Raw genomic sequence first — 14,485 nt, 5'->3', positions numbered from 1 at the left:
CGCGCCGGAAAATAGTCGGCCGCCGCCATTCCCCGGCTGGCCGGCTTGTGGGCCGATCGCCCTCTCGAAGGCCGAGGCGCGGTCCCCCTCCGACGGATTGACGCATCCGCCGAGTACGGCGGCGGCCCGCACGTCCGTTCTCCTGTCGTCTATGCCGCCAACGCCATGAAGCGAGCGACGTCCTGCGGCGCGACCTGCAACCGGGCTTCCATGCGCAATGCGTCCAGGCCGAGGGTGCGCAGATCCTCGTTGAAGTCGCCCAGCTCCGGCGAGATGACAATCGCCTCGATCCCGGCCGTGTTCGCCCGTTCGATCAAGCTATCGCGCGCCCCGTCGCCGGCCGGATCGTTGTCGCGGACGATGTAGAGCCGCCGCAGCGTGTCGGGGAACAGGATGGCGGCGAGATGCGCCGCTGAGAGCGCCGCCAGCATCGGCATCTCGGGAAGGACCTGGCGGAGCGACAGGACGGTCTCGATGCCTTCGCCGGCCGCCATCACCTCGCCGCCGACGCCGAAGCGGACAGCGTTGCCGAGAAGATCGCCCATGGCCCGCCTTGGCGTGTCGATCGGCGCCTTGTCGCGGCGGTGCGGATCGAGCCAGGTGCGATGTGCGCCGGTGATTTTGCCGTCGAGGCTGGTGACGGCTGCGATCATCGCGGGCCATGTCTCTGTCGGGGAGTGCTCGTCCGGGCGATAATAGCAGTGCGGGTGGAAATGCAGACTTCCGGTTCCGCGTAAATCCGTAATGCCGCGTTCCCGGAGATACGCCTGTACGAGCGTGCCGTAGATCGGCTGCGACATGCGGATGAGACGGCGGGCCGCTTCGGGCGAGCCGTGCGGCGCCGGGCTCTGCCGCTGCTGCTCGCGAGGTTCCGGCTCAGGGGGTGGCATGCTGAGGAAGGTCCGGGCCTCCTCGGCGACGTCCTTGAAGTCGACAAGGCCGCAGCTTTCGCGGATGACGTCGAGAAGATCGCCATGTTCGCCGGTCGCTGCGTCGGTCCATTTGCCGGCTGGACCCTTGGGCGTGTCCTTGAGTCGGACATACATCGAGCGGCCGGGCGTATTACGCGCGTCGCCGACCAGCCAGTAGCCGCCCTCGCGGCGGCCGCTGGAGAGGTAATGGCTGCAGACCGCCTCAGCCCGATCGGCGAGACGGAGCGCAAGATCATGCGGGTTTTGCGCCATTGGTCGTCTTCCCATAAGAAGAGGCCCGCCGTTGCCAGCGGACCATACTGCAAGTCGTTGACGTTCTTCGGCCGCGGCCGCTTCGGGAGCGTCGTCGTCCATCTGATCTTTTGCGAAGAACTCGGTTTCGACTATGGCCTTTTCGCCGTCGATCGCCGTAGATTCCTGCCTGGTTTTGCCGGTTTTGGCGGCCGCCCGGCGCCAGGATGACGCGGCGGCGGCGCTGCAGCGCGAAGCCACCCGCGCGCTCGGCGGAGCTCCGCATAGCGGCAGGCCTCTAGTACCCACCAGATGTAAGGTTGACATTACATCTGGTGGGTGTAAGGTTGTCCTTACATTGCGGAGGTCCCCATGTTCACGCCGGCGGCAAACAATCGCTACACCTTCCAGACGGTCATCTGCTTCACAATCTACGGCTTGATCAATTCACTGGCGATGAGCGGCGCATTCGAAGATCTCGGCGCCGGTGCGAAGTGGGCGCTCGGGTTGGCCGTCGCGCTTCCCGTCCTCGGCCATGTCTGGGCTACGCTCCGGTTGATCCGCAGCGGCGACGAGTTCGCTCGCGCTCTGACATTGAAGCGGTTCATTCTCGCTTGGGGCATTAGCGTCACTCTCTTTGCCTCGTGGGGTTTTCTGGAGAGCTATGCGGATGTGGTCCACGCGCCGGGATGGCTGATCTATCCTCTCTTCTGGCTGGCTTTTGCGTTCATTACGCCTTTCGTCAAAACGAGCCGCGGATGAAGAACCACCTGCGGGAGCTGAGAAACGGACGGAAATGGACGCAGGAAGAGCTCGGCGCCCGCGTCGGCGTCTCGCGCCAGGCGGTGATTGCCCTGGAGACGGACAAGCACGATCCATCGCTCGATCTGGCCTATCGTATTGCCGCCGTGTTCGGTGCGGACGTGGAATCCATTTTTCCTAACCCGCACCTCGACGGCCTCCTTGGCGGATCGCGCTGACCGGCTATCGAACTTGACCGCTCCTTGCCAACCAGGGCTCGTCAGCGCCATTCTCTTTCTAGGGCTTATCGCCAGTTCACCGGCACATCGCTGGAACGTGCGACGCTGAAGCTCGGCGATTGCTCGCCGGGCGGCGTCGGGATCGGCGTCAATTGCATGACACAGCTCGTTCTGGGACCCGAAGACCGGCGCGGCTCCGCAGAACCGCCCGATGGCTTTGGGCGGGTCAACGGCAAACGGGAGGTCGCGGTCTGGTACAGGCGGGTAGCATCAACCGCGAGCTGGCGATCCGCGAGAGATCTGTTACGCGATCGCCATCGCCACCGAGCTGGTGCTTAAGGCGTTCCTTGTAGCTGAGGGCTGGAGCGACGATCGCTGCCGCCGAGATGTCCGCCACGATCTGGAGAAGGCGCTGGCCTTCGCCAAGGCCGCTGGCCTGAAGGCGACGGCCGAGCTGAATGGGATCGTCACCGTGCTGAACGCCTATTACCCGACGCATGGCTTCGACGGCTTCGTCGTGCCGGCCGGCGACGCGGCGTTTCCGGCTAGGGCCCGCGCGATCGTCGCGGACCTGTTCGAAGCCGTCCGGCTTCAGGTCGAGGCCTCGGGCGGACGATAAAGCTCGAACGGATTGCCGTCGGCCAGATGGCCGAACGGGGTGAACACATATTTCGCCGTCATCGCGCCCGACGGCGCAGATGACGTAGCGGGCCTCGCCCGTCGCGACCTCGGTGCATTCCATCAGCGCCAGGTCGCCGCTGGTCGCGGCGCGCAGCAGCGTCTGGAAGTTGGCGCGGGCATGGTGGGGAATGCTCATCGCACGCCTCCCTCGGCAATCCGGTCGGTGAGCCAGCGCCCGGTACTCATCCATTCGAGCGTCCGGCCGGTCGAAAGATCGAGGAGATGGGCGCCGCCGGAGAAGCCGTCGACGACGGGGTTCGAGGCGATGTTCGCCCATTGGAATCCCCAGCGCCCGGTTAGGCCGAGGGCCTCGGCGCAGCGGGTCACGAAGGTGATCGCGAGCTGCTGGTCAGCGCTGCCGGGATCGCGCAGCCAAAGGCGGGCCGGTCCGTATTCGGGCGAAAGCGAGAGCAGGAACGGCTCGGCCGGCGGGTCGTCGCGGGCGTTTTCGCCGATGAGCGCCGTGTAGATGTCGAAGGCGCGCGCCGCGTTGGCGGCGGTGCCGACGTCGAGCAGGCAGGAAAAGCGGCTGAGAAAATCGGTCATGGCGGGCTCCTGAAACGAAAAAAGCCCGGCGCTGGGCCGGGCTCGAAAGGGATTGAAAGGTGGTCGGGCTAGTAGCCGAACCGCCAGGACGGCCAAGCCTGGCCGTCGTCGGCGGCTCGCACGGCATCGTCGAGATCGGCGGGGTCGCCCTCGACGACGGTGGGGGCGCGGACTGGCGTCTCGTCGATGACGGTGACGCGGGCAACGAGCCCGTCCTCGACTTCGACATGCACGGGAACGAGATATTGGAAAACGACGCGCCGGGGCGCCGGGCTGGATTGCGACATGGCGCAGCTCCTTGGGTTGGAGGGATGGGCGGAGCGGCCGAAGCCGCCCCGCCTGCGCGATCACTCGGCCGCGACGAGGTGGCGTTCGTCCTCTTCGCCGGCGGACTCCTCGTCATCGCCCGCGAGGAAGTCGGGCAGCGCCGCACCCTCATCCTCGCCGCCGGTCTGGGTTTCCGGCGTCGACGCCTCGGCCTCGGCAACCAGGCGCAGCGGTTCCGGCAGCCAGCCCGTGTCAGCCAGCAGGCGCTCGGCCTCCTTGGCCATGTCGCCCTTTTTCAGATGGTCGATGAGCTGCGCGGCCTGCTCGCCGGCGCCCTCGCGGACCGCCTGCAGGATGCGGGGCTTGGTGACCCGGTTGAGGTAGTTGCCGAAGGTCGCACGCCAGCCGGCCTCGACAAGATCGAGCCCGGTCGCCCGGCTCAGGCGGTCGGCCTGGGCGAGCCGCATGTCGAGCGTGTGCTGCGACACGCCGTTGCCGCTGTACGGGTTCGGGCGCTCATAGAGCGCGTTTACGCCATAGCTGACGCAATGCGCCAGGAGCGCCATCCGGCTGGCGTCGTCCAGGCCCGCGAGCCAGTCCCAGAGGGCGTCGTCCTCCTTCGGGATGTCGCCCGCCCAGGCGGCGTGGCGGTCCTGCACCGCGCGCGCGGACGGGCTGTCCTTCAGCGCATCGTCCTGGGCCGGGAAGAAGACGTGCTTCACGCCGGCTTCCATGGCGCCCGTGTACATGCGGGTCATGAAGGTGTCCGAGACGAGCTTGTGGAGCAGCGCGGTCAGGGCGACGTGCGGGTTCTCCGCGACGGCGTTGCGCAGCGCGAGCGTGCGATAGGCCGTGAGCTCGATGACTAGGCGCTCCGGCAGCGGCTTGATGACGCCGTCATCCTCGTCGTCCTCGGGCTCGGCAGGCTGGCCGCCGATGGTGATGACTGCCCGCTGCACGACGGGCTCGGCCGGATCGCCGCCGGCGCCCACGCCGATCTCGCCCTCGGGCTCGATCGGCGCTTCATCCTCCGCCCGCACGTAGCCGCGGTCGATGTCGAGGCTGCCGTCATGGGCGACGCTGATGAACACGCCCGCGCGAGCGATGTCGTCCGCCTCGAAGCGCACCGGCCGTGTCTCAAAGGCGGCGAGCGCCGTCTCGATCTCGCCGAGGCGTTGATCGACCTCGTCCGGCAGCTCGTCGGCGTCTTCATAGTCGGCCTCGAGCTTCTGATATTCGGCGTTGAGCGCCTCGACGGTGGCCTGCTCCTCGGCCGAAAGGTCGAGCGGTTCGCCCTGCAGCTCGCGCAGGCCCCGCGTGGCGTCATAGGGGAAGCTGACCGCGACCTCGATCCACTTCCAGCCTTCGGCCGCGATCGTCTCGGCCGCGGCCTTCAGCTTCTCGGCGACCAGGCGGTCGAGCAGACCCGCGTCCTGCAACCAGCCGCCATCGTCGGATTGGAAGAGATCGCGCATGGTGAGGCCGCCGGCGGCCTCATAGGCCTCGACGCCGACGAACACCGCCCGCTTGTCCGAGGCGCGCACCGTGGTCTCGGTGAGCATGCGCCGGATTTGGTACGGCTCCTTGGACCAAGCGTCCTTGATCGCGTCCCAGACCTGTTCCTGGCGGGCATGGTCGTGCGACACGGTGAAGGCCATGAGCTGCTCCAGCGTCATGCCGTCCTCGGCATAGACGTCGAGCAGCGCGGGCGACGCGGACGCAAGCCGTAGACGCTGCTTCACGACTTGGGCCGGCACGAAGAAGGCTGCGGCGATGTCTTCCTCGCTCATGCCCTTGTCGCGCATGTCCTGGAAGGCGCGATACTGGTCAAGGGGATGGAGCGGCGCGCGCTCGATATTCTCGGCGAGCGAGACCTCCTCAGCGAGGATGGCGCTGTCTCGCTCGCGCACGACGCAGGGCACCGGCGCGATCTTGGCGAGGCGCTTTTGCTTGACCAGCATCTCCAGCGCCCGGAAGCGGCGGCCGCCGGCGGGCACCTCGAACATGCCGGTCTCGTTGCCCTCGGCATCGGCGACGGGCACGACGCTAAGGCTCTGGATCAGGCCGCGCCGGGCGATCGATGCCGCGAGATCCTCGATCGAGACGCCAGCCTTCACGCGCCGGACGTTCGACTGGCTCAAGACCAGCTTGTTGAAGGGGATGTCGCGCGAGGACGACAGGACGATCTTTTGAGCTGCAGTAGCCATCGGGATTTACTCCGCGACGGGCGGCCGAGAGCCTCTCTCTCGACCTCCAACCCGTCACGAAAATCCCGTCCTCCCTCTCACTCTCCACTGGCTGGCACCCCAGGCGTGGCGACGGGAGACGCCGAAACGCAGACCCGCCGCCACAGGATCTACGGATCTACGGATCTACGGATTTACGGACTTCCTGGACGTCGCGCTTCTGTGGACGGCGTGAAGCATGCGCTCGGCGTGGCGGATGCTACCGGTCCGGCGGGCCATCTCGGCCCAGGTTGATATCGGATAAAGGCCCTCGAAAAGGATATCGCGTTCGATGCCGAGACCGAGCGGCAGCCGCACGGCTATCATCTCGGCAAGACTGAAGGAGCCGAGCTCGGGTTCACCGAGATCGGCCAGGCCGAACAGGGTGTCGCCGTCCGCGTCGAGTTCTGTGGCGAGCCAGACCCCTTCACCGAGCGGGTTGAAGAACTTCACCACAGGGATGTGGTCGGCCTCGCGCTGGCGGCCGTTGGCGAGAAGCTGCTCGCGCAGTTCGGGCATGAGGAGGATCATGCCGCTCTCCTGTCGATCGAGGGCTCGGCTGAAACCTCGGCGCCTTCGGCCGGCACGAAGCCGAGCAGCCAGTCGGCCGCCTTGCTCGCTTGTGATGCGGCCCGGACGATGGCGCGGTTGTCGTCGCGCAGAACCTCCAGCCAGGAGCCGATATAATCCGCGTGCCGCACGGTCGGCACGATGCCGAGCGACGCGCAGCAGAAGGCGGCGTTCATTTCGGCGACCAGCTCCTCGAACGCGTACTTCTTGGTGCCGAAGCCGCCGGTCATATCGCGGCCGAGACGGGACAGGTGGCCAGTGGCGTGACCGAGTTCGTGCAGCGCGGTCCGGTGCCAGTTGATTGGTTCGAAATAGGCCTGGGGTGGCGGGACCTGCACATAGTCGAGCGCTGGAACGTAGAAAGCCCGGCTGCCTCCGATGCGGAAGTCGATGCTGGTCGCGCGGATCAACGCCTCGACCTTGGGCTCGATCAGACCGGGTTGGGGAGGCGGCGCGCCGGCCGCGACCTCCTCCGGCAGGCCCTCGCATTGCGCGGCGTTGAACACCGTGAACCGCTTCAGGAACGGGATCGCCTGGGCCTCGTCGCCGCTCTCGCGGGCGCGCCTCTTTTCATCGTCGGGCACGAAGCGGTCGGCATAGACAACTGTCGTGCCACGCTCGCCCTTGCGGACAATGCCGCCGAGCGCCAGCGCCTGACGGAAGGTCAGCCAGCTCTGGCCGGGAAAGCCGTGTTCGACGACAGCACCCCAGAGGATCAGCACATTAATCCCCGAGTAATGCCGGCCGGTGGCGGCATTACTCGGCATGGCGAGCGGCGCCTCCGCTGCCGCCGTCCCCCAAGGCTGGACCCAAGGGATACGGCCGGCCTCCAGCTCGGCGATGATCTTACCGGTGATTTCGTCATAGAGGCTCGCCCGGTCCTGGCCGGGGCGAGCAGATGCGGTCTTTCTGGACATCGCGGATCTCCGCGACGGGCGCCGGGAGCCTCTCTCCCAGCCCTCAACCCGTCACGGCAAGGCCGGGCCGCACTCTCACTCTCGGGGGCGTTGCGGGGTCTCCCCGCAGAAGGGGTCGGCCGAGACGGCAGGCTCGGCCGCAGGGGAAGGCTTTCCCCATACAATCGGTGCCAACCTCATTCGTAAAAATGGGGCGATCTCCGCACACGGGCCACAGGCTCGCGCATTGCAAACTGTCAGAAATCCACGCATATTTCTGACAGGGGGATGGCCATGCAACGCTTGACCGAACAGATTCTTTCGCACGCGAAGGGGCTGCCTGAAGGTACGCCGGTCGCGGCCAAGAGCTTGCTCCATCTCGGAAACCGGGCGGCGGTGGATCAGGCTTTGTCGCGCCTTGCCGAGCGGGGGCAACTGCTTCGGGCTGGGCGGGGTGTGTACCTGCTGCCTGTTACGAGTCGGTTTGGTGTGAGGGCTCCGTCTGTGGAGCTAGCAGTAGAAGCGATCGCTGCTCAGCGCGGTGAGGTCATCGTCTCGAGCGGCGCGGCGGCTGCTAACCGTCTTGGGCTTACCGCACAGGTGCCGGCTCGGTTGGTCTATCTGACGTCGGGGCGCTCCAGGAAGATGAGACTTGGAAAGCAGATCATTGAGCTTCGCCACGCGCCACGATGGCAATTCGCGCTGGCTCAGCGGCCCGGGGGGGAGGCGATACGCGCCTTGGCGTGGTTAGGACCCGACAGGGCCGAGATAGCCCTGCAGACCCTGAAGCGGAAGCTTGCACCCGTTGCATTCAACGAGTTGGTCGCGGCGGCGCCGCAGCTTCCGACATGGCTGGCGCGAAGTGTCGGGAAGGTCGCGCATGGCTGATGCTCTCCAACTCCCCGGGTTCGAGTGCGCGGTTGTCGTCCCTTCCGGCAACAAGTTGACCGCGGCGCCGATGTCCTGGTTCCGGAGCTAAGGCATTGCGACAGGCGGCGAGACGATCCCGAATAAGACGCGCACCGGCGATCGAACCTGCGCTTGGCTGGACCTATCTCTCGCGTGAAGCGCTCGCTCGCGCGAAGGCGCAGATGGACGAAGAGTCCATGGGCGTGCGCGACGAGATCGGCTTCCTGACGATTCACCAGCGATACGCCGACCACTTCTTTCCCGGTACGTCGGTCTTGCATACCCGCGCGCGTTACGCGTTGTTCGTACCCTGGTTGTTCGAGGATCTCGCGGGCATAATCGGACCGGCTGCGCAGCGCGCCTTGCGTGAACGCGAGAGATTGCTCGCAGGACGGCTGAAAGACGCAGGCGAAGCCCAGGTGATCGGCGGCCGTGTCTTTCCAAATCCCTCAAGTCAACCGCCGTCTACCGTCTATTGGAACGCGCTTGCGGTTTGGGGGATCTTGCGTCCGCGGCTGGACGGTCGGACGATTTCTCGTGGACAGGCGCATCGTTTACTGAAGACCGTCGGCTCGCCCACCGACGACGATGGTCAGCCTCTCCTGAGCTTCGAGCCGCCTTTCGTGCGACTTCCCGATCGTCCGAAGAATTGGCAGAGCGGAGACATCTCGCTTCGTCTGAAGAAGGCGGAGGCCGGGTTCCTGCGCGAGCGCCTAGCGCAGTTACGCGGCAATGGTGGCCGTGAACTGTCGCTGCTGGCGAGGCTGGTCAGAACCGAGGTTGCGGCTCCTGCCGAGATGTGGGCCAACGAAACATACGCCATCGCCGGCGCCGATCATGGCCCGCTCATCCGCGCGCGGCAGGCAGCTAGTCTCGCAGGCATCGGCCGCGCCGTCTACGACGCGCTGCTGGAGCGGATCGTCGAGATCGATGACAAGCGGCAAGTCTCGGCCCGTCACCGCGAGCATCTCGGGGTTATCCTCGCGGAGCAGGGTCCGATCGCAGCTGGGCTCGATATAACGGCGCTCGAAGCGGACATTGGACCTCTGCCGGCGAAATTGCTTGCTGTGGTGACGGCGACGAGGGACTGGATTGCTGCGGGATCGGGGAATCCTGTCGCGCTTTCCGACGTCTATACCGCAGCCGAGGCGCGCAAGGGACCGCGCGCGCGGCTTGCGCCGACCCCCAATGGGCGGGCTCGGCGACTCGAGTGGTCGAGTGATGAACATGGCTTGGCCGGACCCCTGCATTACCGGTGGCAGCAGGTCAGTACGCTTCTCGATGATCTGGCGGGTGCCGAATGAGCGGCGCGGCCGACAGTTGGCCAGCTCTTTCGTTTCTGGAAGGCCTGCGTCCCGGCCCTGACGAGAATGTCGAATTGGCGTTGCTGGCGTCTTATTCGGCAGACCTTGGATCCATCGGCGCGGCCTTGCTAGCCCTCGCCGGCAAGGACAATGAGGCAGGGCGAGGCAGCCCCTCCGATTTCGCCGATGCCGTTGAGCGTTTGCGCGGGAAGGTGCGGATCATCATCCAGCGCGGCCGGCTTGCGAAGATGCGGCGAACGCCGCGGATCGCGGCGGTGCTAGACCAATTCGTGCGGGAAGTCGATTTCGACGAAGCGACCCATAGCTGGCATCCCAAGGCAGCGCTGATGCGGACACGGAGCGAAAGCGGCGAGACCGGCTGGCGGCTCTGGATTGGAAGCCGAAATCTCACCGAGTGCGTCAATCGTGACATAGGACTTCTGCTTGTTTCGGGAGAGAATGGCGGAGGCCCGATCACAGGGGCAGGTGATCTGGCACGCGCGTTAGCTGAGCGTGCCGAGCTCAAGGGAGTCCGGCCTGCTTCCCTCGCGACTGCGGTTACGAAGATCCCGTGGCGCGCGCCCGCCGGCGTGCGCGTCGAGCGAATTCGCTGGTTTACGGGGACAGGAGAACTGCAAGCCCCAGTTCCACCGGCGGGGGCCGATGAAATCGTCGTCGTGAGCCCGTTCATCGATAAGAATTTCTTGGCCGGACAAGTGTCGAAGGGGCCGAAGCCGGCCCGTCGCGTGCTGCTAACGACCATGCGCGAGATCGAGCGGGTCGGCCCGTCGCTCTCCTCGTTCGACGATTTGTTGGCGCTGGATGCGCCGGATTATCCCATCGGCGACCCGGAGCCGGAGCAGGCGAACACCGGATCGGCATCTGACGCAGACACTGCGGATGACGAGGAGGCAGAGATCGGCCGAGGCCTCCATGCCAAATTGCTGTTCGTGCGCGCGGGACGAAAGCGGACCCTATGGCTCGGAAGCGCGAACGCCACCATGCGGGCGTGGACGGGCCGCAACGCGGAGGTCATCGCCGAGTTGCAGATCACCGAGGCTCTGGAGAAAGGTCTGAAGGCGTTGCTCGACTCGGCGCGGATCGTCGAGGCGCCGGATACCGAATATCAGCCGGACGCCGCGGCGCTGGAAGAAGAAGCGCTCGAGCGAGCTCGGGCGCAGGTCGCAGCGCGGTGGGCGAGCACGCTCAGCATCGACGGGGATGAGATCCGTCTCGTCCATGGTTCCGATCTCTATCCCGATGGACCGCATCCCGAGGAAGCCGACATCCTGCTCGAAGTCGGCGCCTTGCACGGCGAACTCAAAGCTTGGCTGCGGCGACAGACAACGGTGGCGCTTGGGCCGACGCTTCCTGCCGAACGGAGCGAATTCGTGCGCTTGCGTGTCAGCCGCGGTGCGAAGGGGCTTTCCTGGCTGCAGCGCGCCCCTGCCGACCCGCCTTTCGGCGAAGAGCGCGATCGTGCGGCCTTCGTGCGATTTCTGGGAGCGAGGGGCTTTCTTCTCTGGCTGGCAGGACTGTTGGCTGATGACGGCCGCGATGGGGAGGATGACTGGACGATCGAGAAGCAACAGGATCGTGCAGCCCCCGGTGCAAATCCAGCGCTTGACCCCGCACTGCCGACGCTGGAGGAGATGCTCGCGGCCTGGTCGCGCGATCAGAACAAGTTTCGCGAAATCGAACGCCGCGTTTCAGAATACCTGCCGGCGGTGCTGGAACAGGCCGGCCAGGAAGACCCGCAAACCGCTGCGATGCTGCGGCGCTTCGAGGAGCTTTGGGGCAAGCTGCGGGTCGGCCTCGGCGAAGAGCGCAAGGGGAAGCGTCGGTGAGCGCCCCCAAGCCGTTCCAGGCAGCGGCCGTCGATGCCGCGCTATCCGCCTTTGCGAATCAAGGCGGGCGCCGACGCTTTCTCGTGGCCGATGAAGTCGGTCTGGGAAAGACCATCGTCGCGAAGGAAGTCGCGCGCCGTATGTCGGAAGACGGTGAGCGGCCTCTCGTTATCTATTACATCGCCAACGGCCATGCGGTCTCCCATCAGAACAAGGGGCGCGTCGTCAGCTTCCTAGACGAGCCGGAACGTAAGGCGGCCGTTGCGACGCCGGATCGCCTTTCCCTCATCGCCGTCTCGAAGCGGCCCGACAAGCCGGTTCTGATCTATGCTCTGACGCCGGCAACGTCCTTCCCCGGCGCGCGTGCTCGTCTGACCGGCGGAAGAAAAGAAGAGCGGGCATTTCTCAAGGTGCTGCTCGACCGGGCTTACCCGGCGTTCGCTCGCGATCTCGATCCGGCCATAATGCGCCTGAGCGTTGGCGATTCCTGGGATTGGCTGGTCGAGGATGCCGAGAGGAAATTCGCCGCGGCGCCACCGCATCTGACACGGCGTTTTCGCGAGGCGCTGGCGGCTGAATTTGGAGAGCCCGTGCGCGAAAGGCTCGAGCAAGCTCTGTATGGTGACGAGGAGCGGAAGATAAAGCCGCTCAAACCGACCACCTTCGTCGGTCATCTTCGTCGGGCACTGGCGCTGGCGACCCTACGTCATCAGGCGCCCGATTTGGTCATTCTGGATGAGTTTCAGCGTTACAGGCAGCTATTGGACGAAAAGGACGCCGACCCGCTCCTCAAGGCCCTGCTGGAGCCGCACGGGTCAGTGGCTCGGCCAGCGATCCTGCTGCTCAGCGCGACACCCTACCGGCTGCTCAGTACCCGATGGGAGGAAGCCCAGGGCGCACTCGCGCACGCCGAGTTGCTGGAGTTGATCGAGTTCCTCGCCGGCTCCGATGTCCGTGACCGCGCAAAGTCTCTGTTTTCTGATTTCGGCGACAAGTTGCGGGACATCGCGGTGCATGCGGAGGCGACCGATCCCCGCCTGGAGATCGAGATCAACGAGGCTGCCGGACTCAGAGATGCTCTTCGCGCACTGCTGACACCGGTCATGTCCAGGACAGAGCGGGACAGCGTCGCCTCGGGCGATCCGTTGGCTGGAACGCAATTCCTTGCGGCGGAGCCGATAGCTGAAGACTTCCAAATCTATCGGCATCTGGCGGATAGCTTTCCTGAAGACGTGCGATACGAAGCGCTGCCCTATTGGTCGTCCGTCCCACTGCCGGCCCAATCCCTGGGGCCTCGGTACGCGGCTTGGAAGCGCGCAACCATCAAGGCCGCGCCGAAGCTCACGAAGATGACACGGGAGCGCCGCAACAAGCTGGATGCGCCAGCGAGGTGGCCTGACGCCAAACTCAGGGCACTCAGCGCCGCAGCGCCGGCGAAACTTCTATCCCTGCCGTGGGTAGCGCCATCCCTACCATGGTGGCCGCTTGCCGGCGGCTGGAAGGGTAAAGTCGCCGACCCGAAGCTGCTGATGTTCAGCCGGTTTCGGGCGACTCCGCCGAGCGTGGCGGCGCTCCTGAGTTTCGGCGTCGAAGCGTCATGCCTTCCCCAGCAACGCGGTGGCTACGAGAAAGCCTATCGGCGGCGTCGCTTCAAACTGGCGGCCGTTCCCGGACCGGTCATGGCCGCCTTTCATCCGTCTCCATGGCTCATCCGGCATACGGATCCGCTCGCGAAGGCGGGAGAGACGGTCGGTGCTATCCGCAAGCAGGTGAGACGGCAGATTCTCGCGGCGCTTCCCAAGGGGATCATCGGGAAGGACACGGTGAAGGCCCGTCGACGGCACCGATCCATCGGCCGGACCTTAGCCGCGATAGAGCGGGCGGCCGGGCTGTCGGAACAATCTGCCGCCGCCTGGAGCGGCGCCGTCGGTGAAGATCGCGGCGCCCGGTCCGCTGTCCTTAAATGGCGACAAACGCCGACGATCGAGCGCCTCTCGCCAGCCGAACTCGACGATCTCGTCGACTATGCCATCGGCGCGCCGGGCGTGGTGCTCGGTCGGGCGCTATTGCGCCATGACCCGACAATCCTTGATCCGGCGCGTTATGGTGAACTCGTACAATTGAGCTGGCAGGGCTTGCGCGCGTATCTCGACAATCCGGTGATCCTGTCGTCCCTGCCGGGCAAGAACGCGGTCGATCAGGTGATGGGCGCCGTCGTCGATGGCGGTTTCGAAAGTGTCCTCGACGAGCATTTCTGGCTTCGTGCGCAGAATCTTCCAGAGGGCGCAGCGGGCCTCGCCAAGGATTTGCAATCTTCGCTCGGCCTGCGGGCGGGTAATTTTAGCTTTCACAGTGTTGGCGGGCCAGCACACAAGATACCGGTACGATCCCATGTCGCTGTTCCGTTCGGCGACGCCGAGGCGGAACCGGCCGGCAAGGTGAATGGAGCACTCGCGTCATCCGCGCCAGCGCGGCCGGACGAAGTTCGCCGAAGCTTCAACACGCCGTTCTGGCCGCACGTGCTGGCAACGACGTCGGTGGGGCAGGAAGGTCTGGATTTTCATCCCTGGTGTTCGCATGTCGTCCATTGGGATTTGTCCTCCAACCCGCTCGACCTTGAGCAGCGCGAAGGTCGCGTTCAGCGCTATGCTGGGCTGGCGGTGAGGCGGCGACTTTCGAATATGTTGGGCGAAGAAGCTCTTGGACACGCGGTTGTGTCGGGCGGCTCTGCTTGGCATCACCTGCAGCGCCAGGCGGAGAAGCTGGTTGATGTGAGCGGCCTTCGACCTTGGTGGGTGCTTGAGAACGCTGAGATCAGCCGCCACGTCTTCGAACGTCCATTTGGCCGGGACATGAGCCGCTTCGCCCAACTTCGCGAGCAGCGCATGATCTACCGACTGGCGTTGGGCCAGCCCAACCAGGAGGACTTCATCGAGATTCTTGCGCGCGGCGGCGAGGCGACCCGCATGCTGCTGAGCCCGCTTGTGCTGGATCTCTCCGCTATGGGGCTACGTCAGGCGCCCGAACCGGCCACCCCAGATTGTCGCGGTGCCTCACGGTTCCCCCTTCCCTTGGAGGAAGGGGGATGATACAAATC

At 65.6% G+C, this 14,485-nt stretch carries 13 protein-coding genes; 6 read left to right on the top strand and 7 right to left on the bottom strand.

What is annotated here, in order from left to right; genetic code table 11:
• Positions 1-149: 149 nt before the first annotated feature.
• On the bottom strand, positions 150-1,184 hold the full coding sequence (locus LZK98_RS17815; protein ID WP_233786631.1) for a DUF7146 domain-containing protein: 1,035 nt from the start codon (positions 1,182-1,184) through the stop codon (positions 150-152).
• A gap of 351 nt (positions 1,185-1,535) precedes the next feature.
• On the opposite strand from LZK98_RS17815, the gene LZK98_RS17810 reads away from it, so the two are divergent.
• The gene (locus LZK98_RS17810; protein WP_233783856.1) at positions 1,536-1,925 is read left to right on the top strand and encodes a hypothetical protein; all 390 of its coding nucleotides are present in this window, start codon (positions 1,536-1,538) and stop codon (positions 1,923-1,925) included.
• Positions 1,922-2,143, top strand: coding sequence for a helix-turn-helix transcriptional regulator (locus LZK98_RS17805; protein ID WP_233783855.1), 222 nt, complete (start codon positions 1,922-1,924; stop codon positions 2,141-2,143). The genes LZK98_RS17810 and LZK98_RS17805 overlap by 4 nt, the downstream gene beginning before the upstream one ends.
• Positions 2,144-2,369: 226 nt before the next feature.
• On the opposite strand, the gene LZK98_RS20755 is transcribed toward LZK98_RS17805, so the two are convergent.
• The 6 genes from LZK98_RS20755 to LZK98_RS17770 all read right to left on the bottom strand — a co-directional run bounded on the left by LZK98_RS20755 (position 2,370) and on the right by LZK98_RS17770 (position 7,349).
• Positions 2,370-2,960 (bottom strand): DUF6117 family protein, encoded by a 591-nt coding sequence (locus tag LZK98_RS20755; protein ID WP_454877247.1) that lies wholly within the window; start codon positions 2,958-2,960, stop codon positions 2,370-2,372.
• A complete protein-coding gene (locus tag LZK98_RS17790) occupies positions 2,957-3,370 on the bottom strand; it encodes a hypothetical protein (RefSeq protein ID WP_233783853.1) in 414 nt (137 codons plus the stop codon). The genes LZK98_RS20755 and LZK98_RS17790 overlap by 4 nt, the downstream gene beginning before the upstream one ends.
• A gap of 68 nt (positions 3,371-3,438) precedes the next feature.
• Entirely contained in the window at positions 3,439-3,657 is a 219-nt protein-coding gene (locus LZK98_RS17785) for a hypothetical protein (RefSeq protein WP_233783852.1), read from the bottom strand.
• 60 nt (positions 3,658-3,717) lie between these two features.
• Positions 3,718-5,844, bottom strand: a complete 2,127-nt coding sequence (locus tag LZK98_RS17780) for a ParB/RepB/Spo0J family partition protein (RefSeq protein WP_233783851.1) — start codon at positions 5,842-5,844, stop codon at positions 3,718-3,720.
• 165 nt (positions 5,845-6,009) lie between these two features.
• Positions 6,010-6,393 carry a DUF2958 domain-containing protein gene (locus tag LZK98_RS17775; protein ID WP_233783850.1) on the bottom strand — a complete coding sequence of 128 codons (384 nt, stop codon included), beginning with the start codon at positions 6,391-6,393 and terminating at the stop codon, positions 6,010-6,012.
• Positions 6,390-7,349, bottom strand: coding sequence for an ArdC family protein (locus LZK98_RS17770; RefSeq protein WP_233783849.1), 960 nt, complete (start codon positions 7,347-7,349; stop codon positions 6,390-6,392). Before LZK98_RS17770 ends, LZK98_RS17775 begins: the two co-directional genes overlap by 4 nt.
• A 273-nt stretch (positions 7,350-7,622) precedes the next feature.
• On the opposite strand from LZK98_RS17770, the gene LZK98_RS17765 reads away from it, so the two are divergent.
• The 4 genes from LZK98_RS17765 to LZK98_RS17750 all read left to right on the top strand — a co-directional run bounded on the left by LZK98_RS17765 (position 7,623) and on the right by LZK98_RS17750 (position 14,477).
• Entirely contained in the window at positions 7,623-8,216 is a 594-nt protein-coding gene (locus LZK98_RS17765; protein WP_233783848.1) for a DUF6088 family protein, read from the top strand.
• 95 nt (positions 8,217-8,311) lie between these two features.
• Positions 8,312-9,541, top strand: coding sequence for a DUF6361 family protein (locus LZK98_RS17760; RefSeq protein WP_264757857.1), 1,230 nt, complete (start codon positions 8,312-8,314; stop codon positions 9,539-9,541).
• A complete protein-coding gene (locus LZK98_RS17755) occupies positions 9,538-11,388 on the top strand; it encodes a phospholipase D family protein (protein ID WP_233783846.1) in 1,851 nt (616 codons plus the stop codon). Before LZK98_RS17760 ends, LZK98_RS17755 begins: the two co-directional genes overlap by 4 nt.
• Positions 11,385-14,477 (top strand): C-terminal helicase domain-containing protein, encoded by a 3,093-nt coding sequence (locus tag LZK98_RS17750; RefSeq protein ID WP_233783845.1) that lies wholly within the window; start codon positions 11,385-11,387, stop codon positions 14,475-14,477. Before LZK98_RS17755 ends, LZK98_RS17750 begins: the two co-directional genes overlap by 4 nt.
• The last annotated feature ends 8 nt before the right edge of the window (positions 14,478-14,485 follow it).

The sequence above is a fragment of the Sphingomonas cannabina genome (assembly GCF_021391395.1).
In the GTDB taxonomy this organism is placed as follows: domain Bacteria; phylum Pseudomonadota; class Alphaproteobacteria; order Sphingomonadales; family Sphingomonadaceae; genus Sphingomonas; species Sphingomonas cannabina.
Note: the sequence above shows the minus strand (reverse complement) of the source record. Positions and strands in the feature narration are given on the sequence as shown.

What these genes read in the sequence shown, in the direction of transcription:
- LZK98_RS17815 (WP_233786631.1), bottom strand. Translation starts at nt 1,184, where the DNA reads ATGGCGCAAAACCCGCATGATCTTGCGCTCCGTCTCGCCGATCGGGCT.
- LZK98_RS17790 (WP_233783853.1), bottom strand. Translation starts at nt 3,370, where the DNA reads ATGACCGATTTTCTCAGCCGCTTTTCCTGCCTGCTCGACGTCGGCACC.
- LZK98_RS17755 (WP_233783846.1), top strand. Translation starts at nt 9,538, where the DNA reads ATGAGCGGCGCGGCCGACAGTTGGCCAGCTCTTTCGTTTCTGGAAGGC.
- LZK98_RS17770 (WP_233783849.1), bottom strand. Translation starts at nt 7,349, where the DNA reads ATGTCCAGAAAGACCGCATCTGCTCGCCCCGGCCAGGACCGGGCGAGC.
- LZK98_RS17810 (WP_233783856.1), top strand. Translation starts at nt 1,536, where the DNA reads ATGTTCACGCCGGCGGCAAACAATCGCTACACCTTCCAGACGGTCATC.
- LZK98_RS20755 (WP_454877247.1), bottom strand. Translation starts at nt 2,960, where the DNA reads ATGAGCATTCCCCACCATGCCCGCGCCAACTTCCAGACGCTGCTGCGC.
- LZK98_RS17780 (WP_233783851.1), bottom strand. Translation starts at nt 5,844, where the DNA reads ATGGCTACTGCAGCTCAAAAGATCGTCCTGTCGTCCTCGCGCGACATC.
- LZK98_RS17765 (WP_233783848.1), top strand. Translation starts at nt 7,623, where the DNA reads ATGCAACGCTTGACCGAACAGATTCTTTCGCACGCGAAGGGGCTGCCT.
- LZK98_RS17775 (WP_233783850.1), bottom strand. Translation starts at nt 6,393, where the DNA reads ATGATCCTCCTCATGCCCGAACTGCGCGAGCAGCTTCTCGCCAACGGC.
- LZK98_RS17805 (WP_233783855.1), top strand. Translation starts at nt 1,922, where the DNA reads ATGAAGAACCACCTGCGGGAGCTGAGAAACGGACGGAAATGGACGCAG.
- LZK98_RS17785 (WP_233783852.1), bottom strand. Translation starts at nt 3,657, where the DNA reads ATGTCGCAATCCAGCCCGGCGCCCCGGCGCGTCGTTTTCCAATATCTC.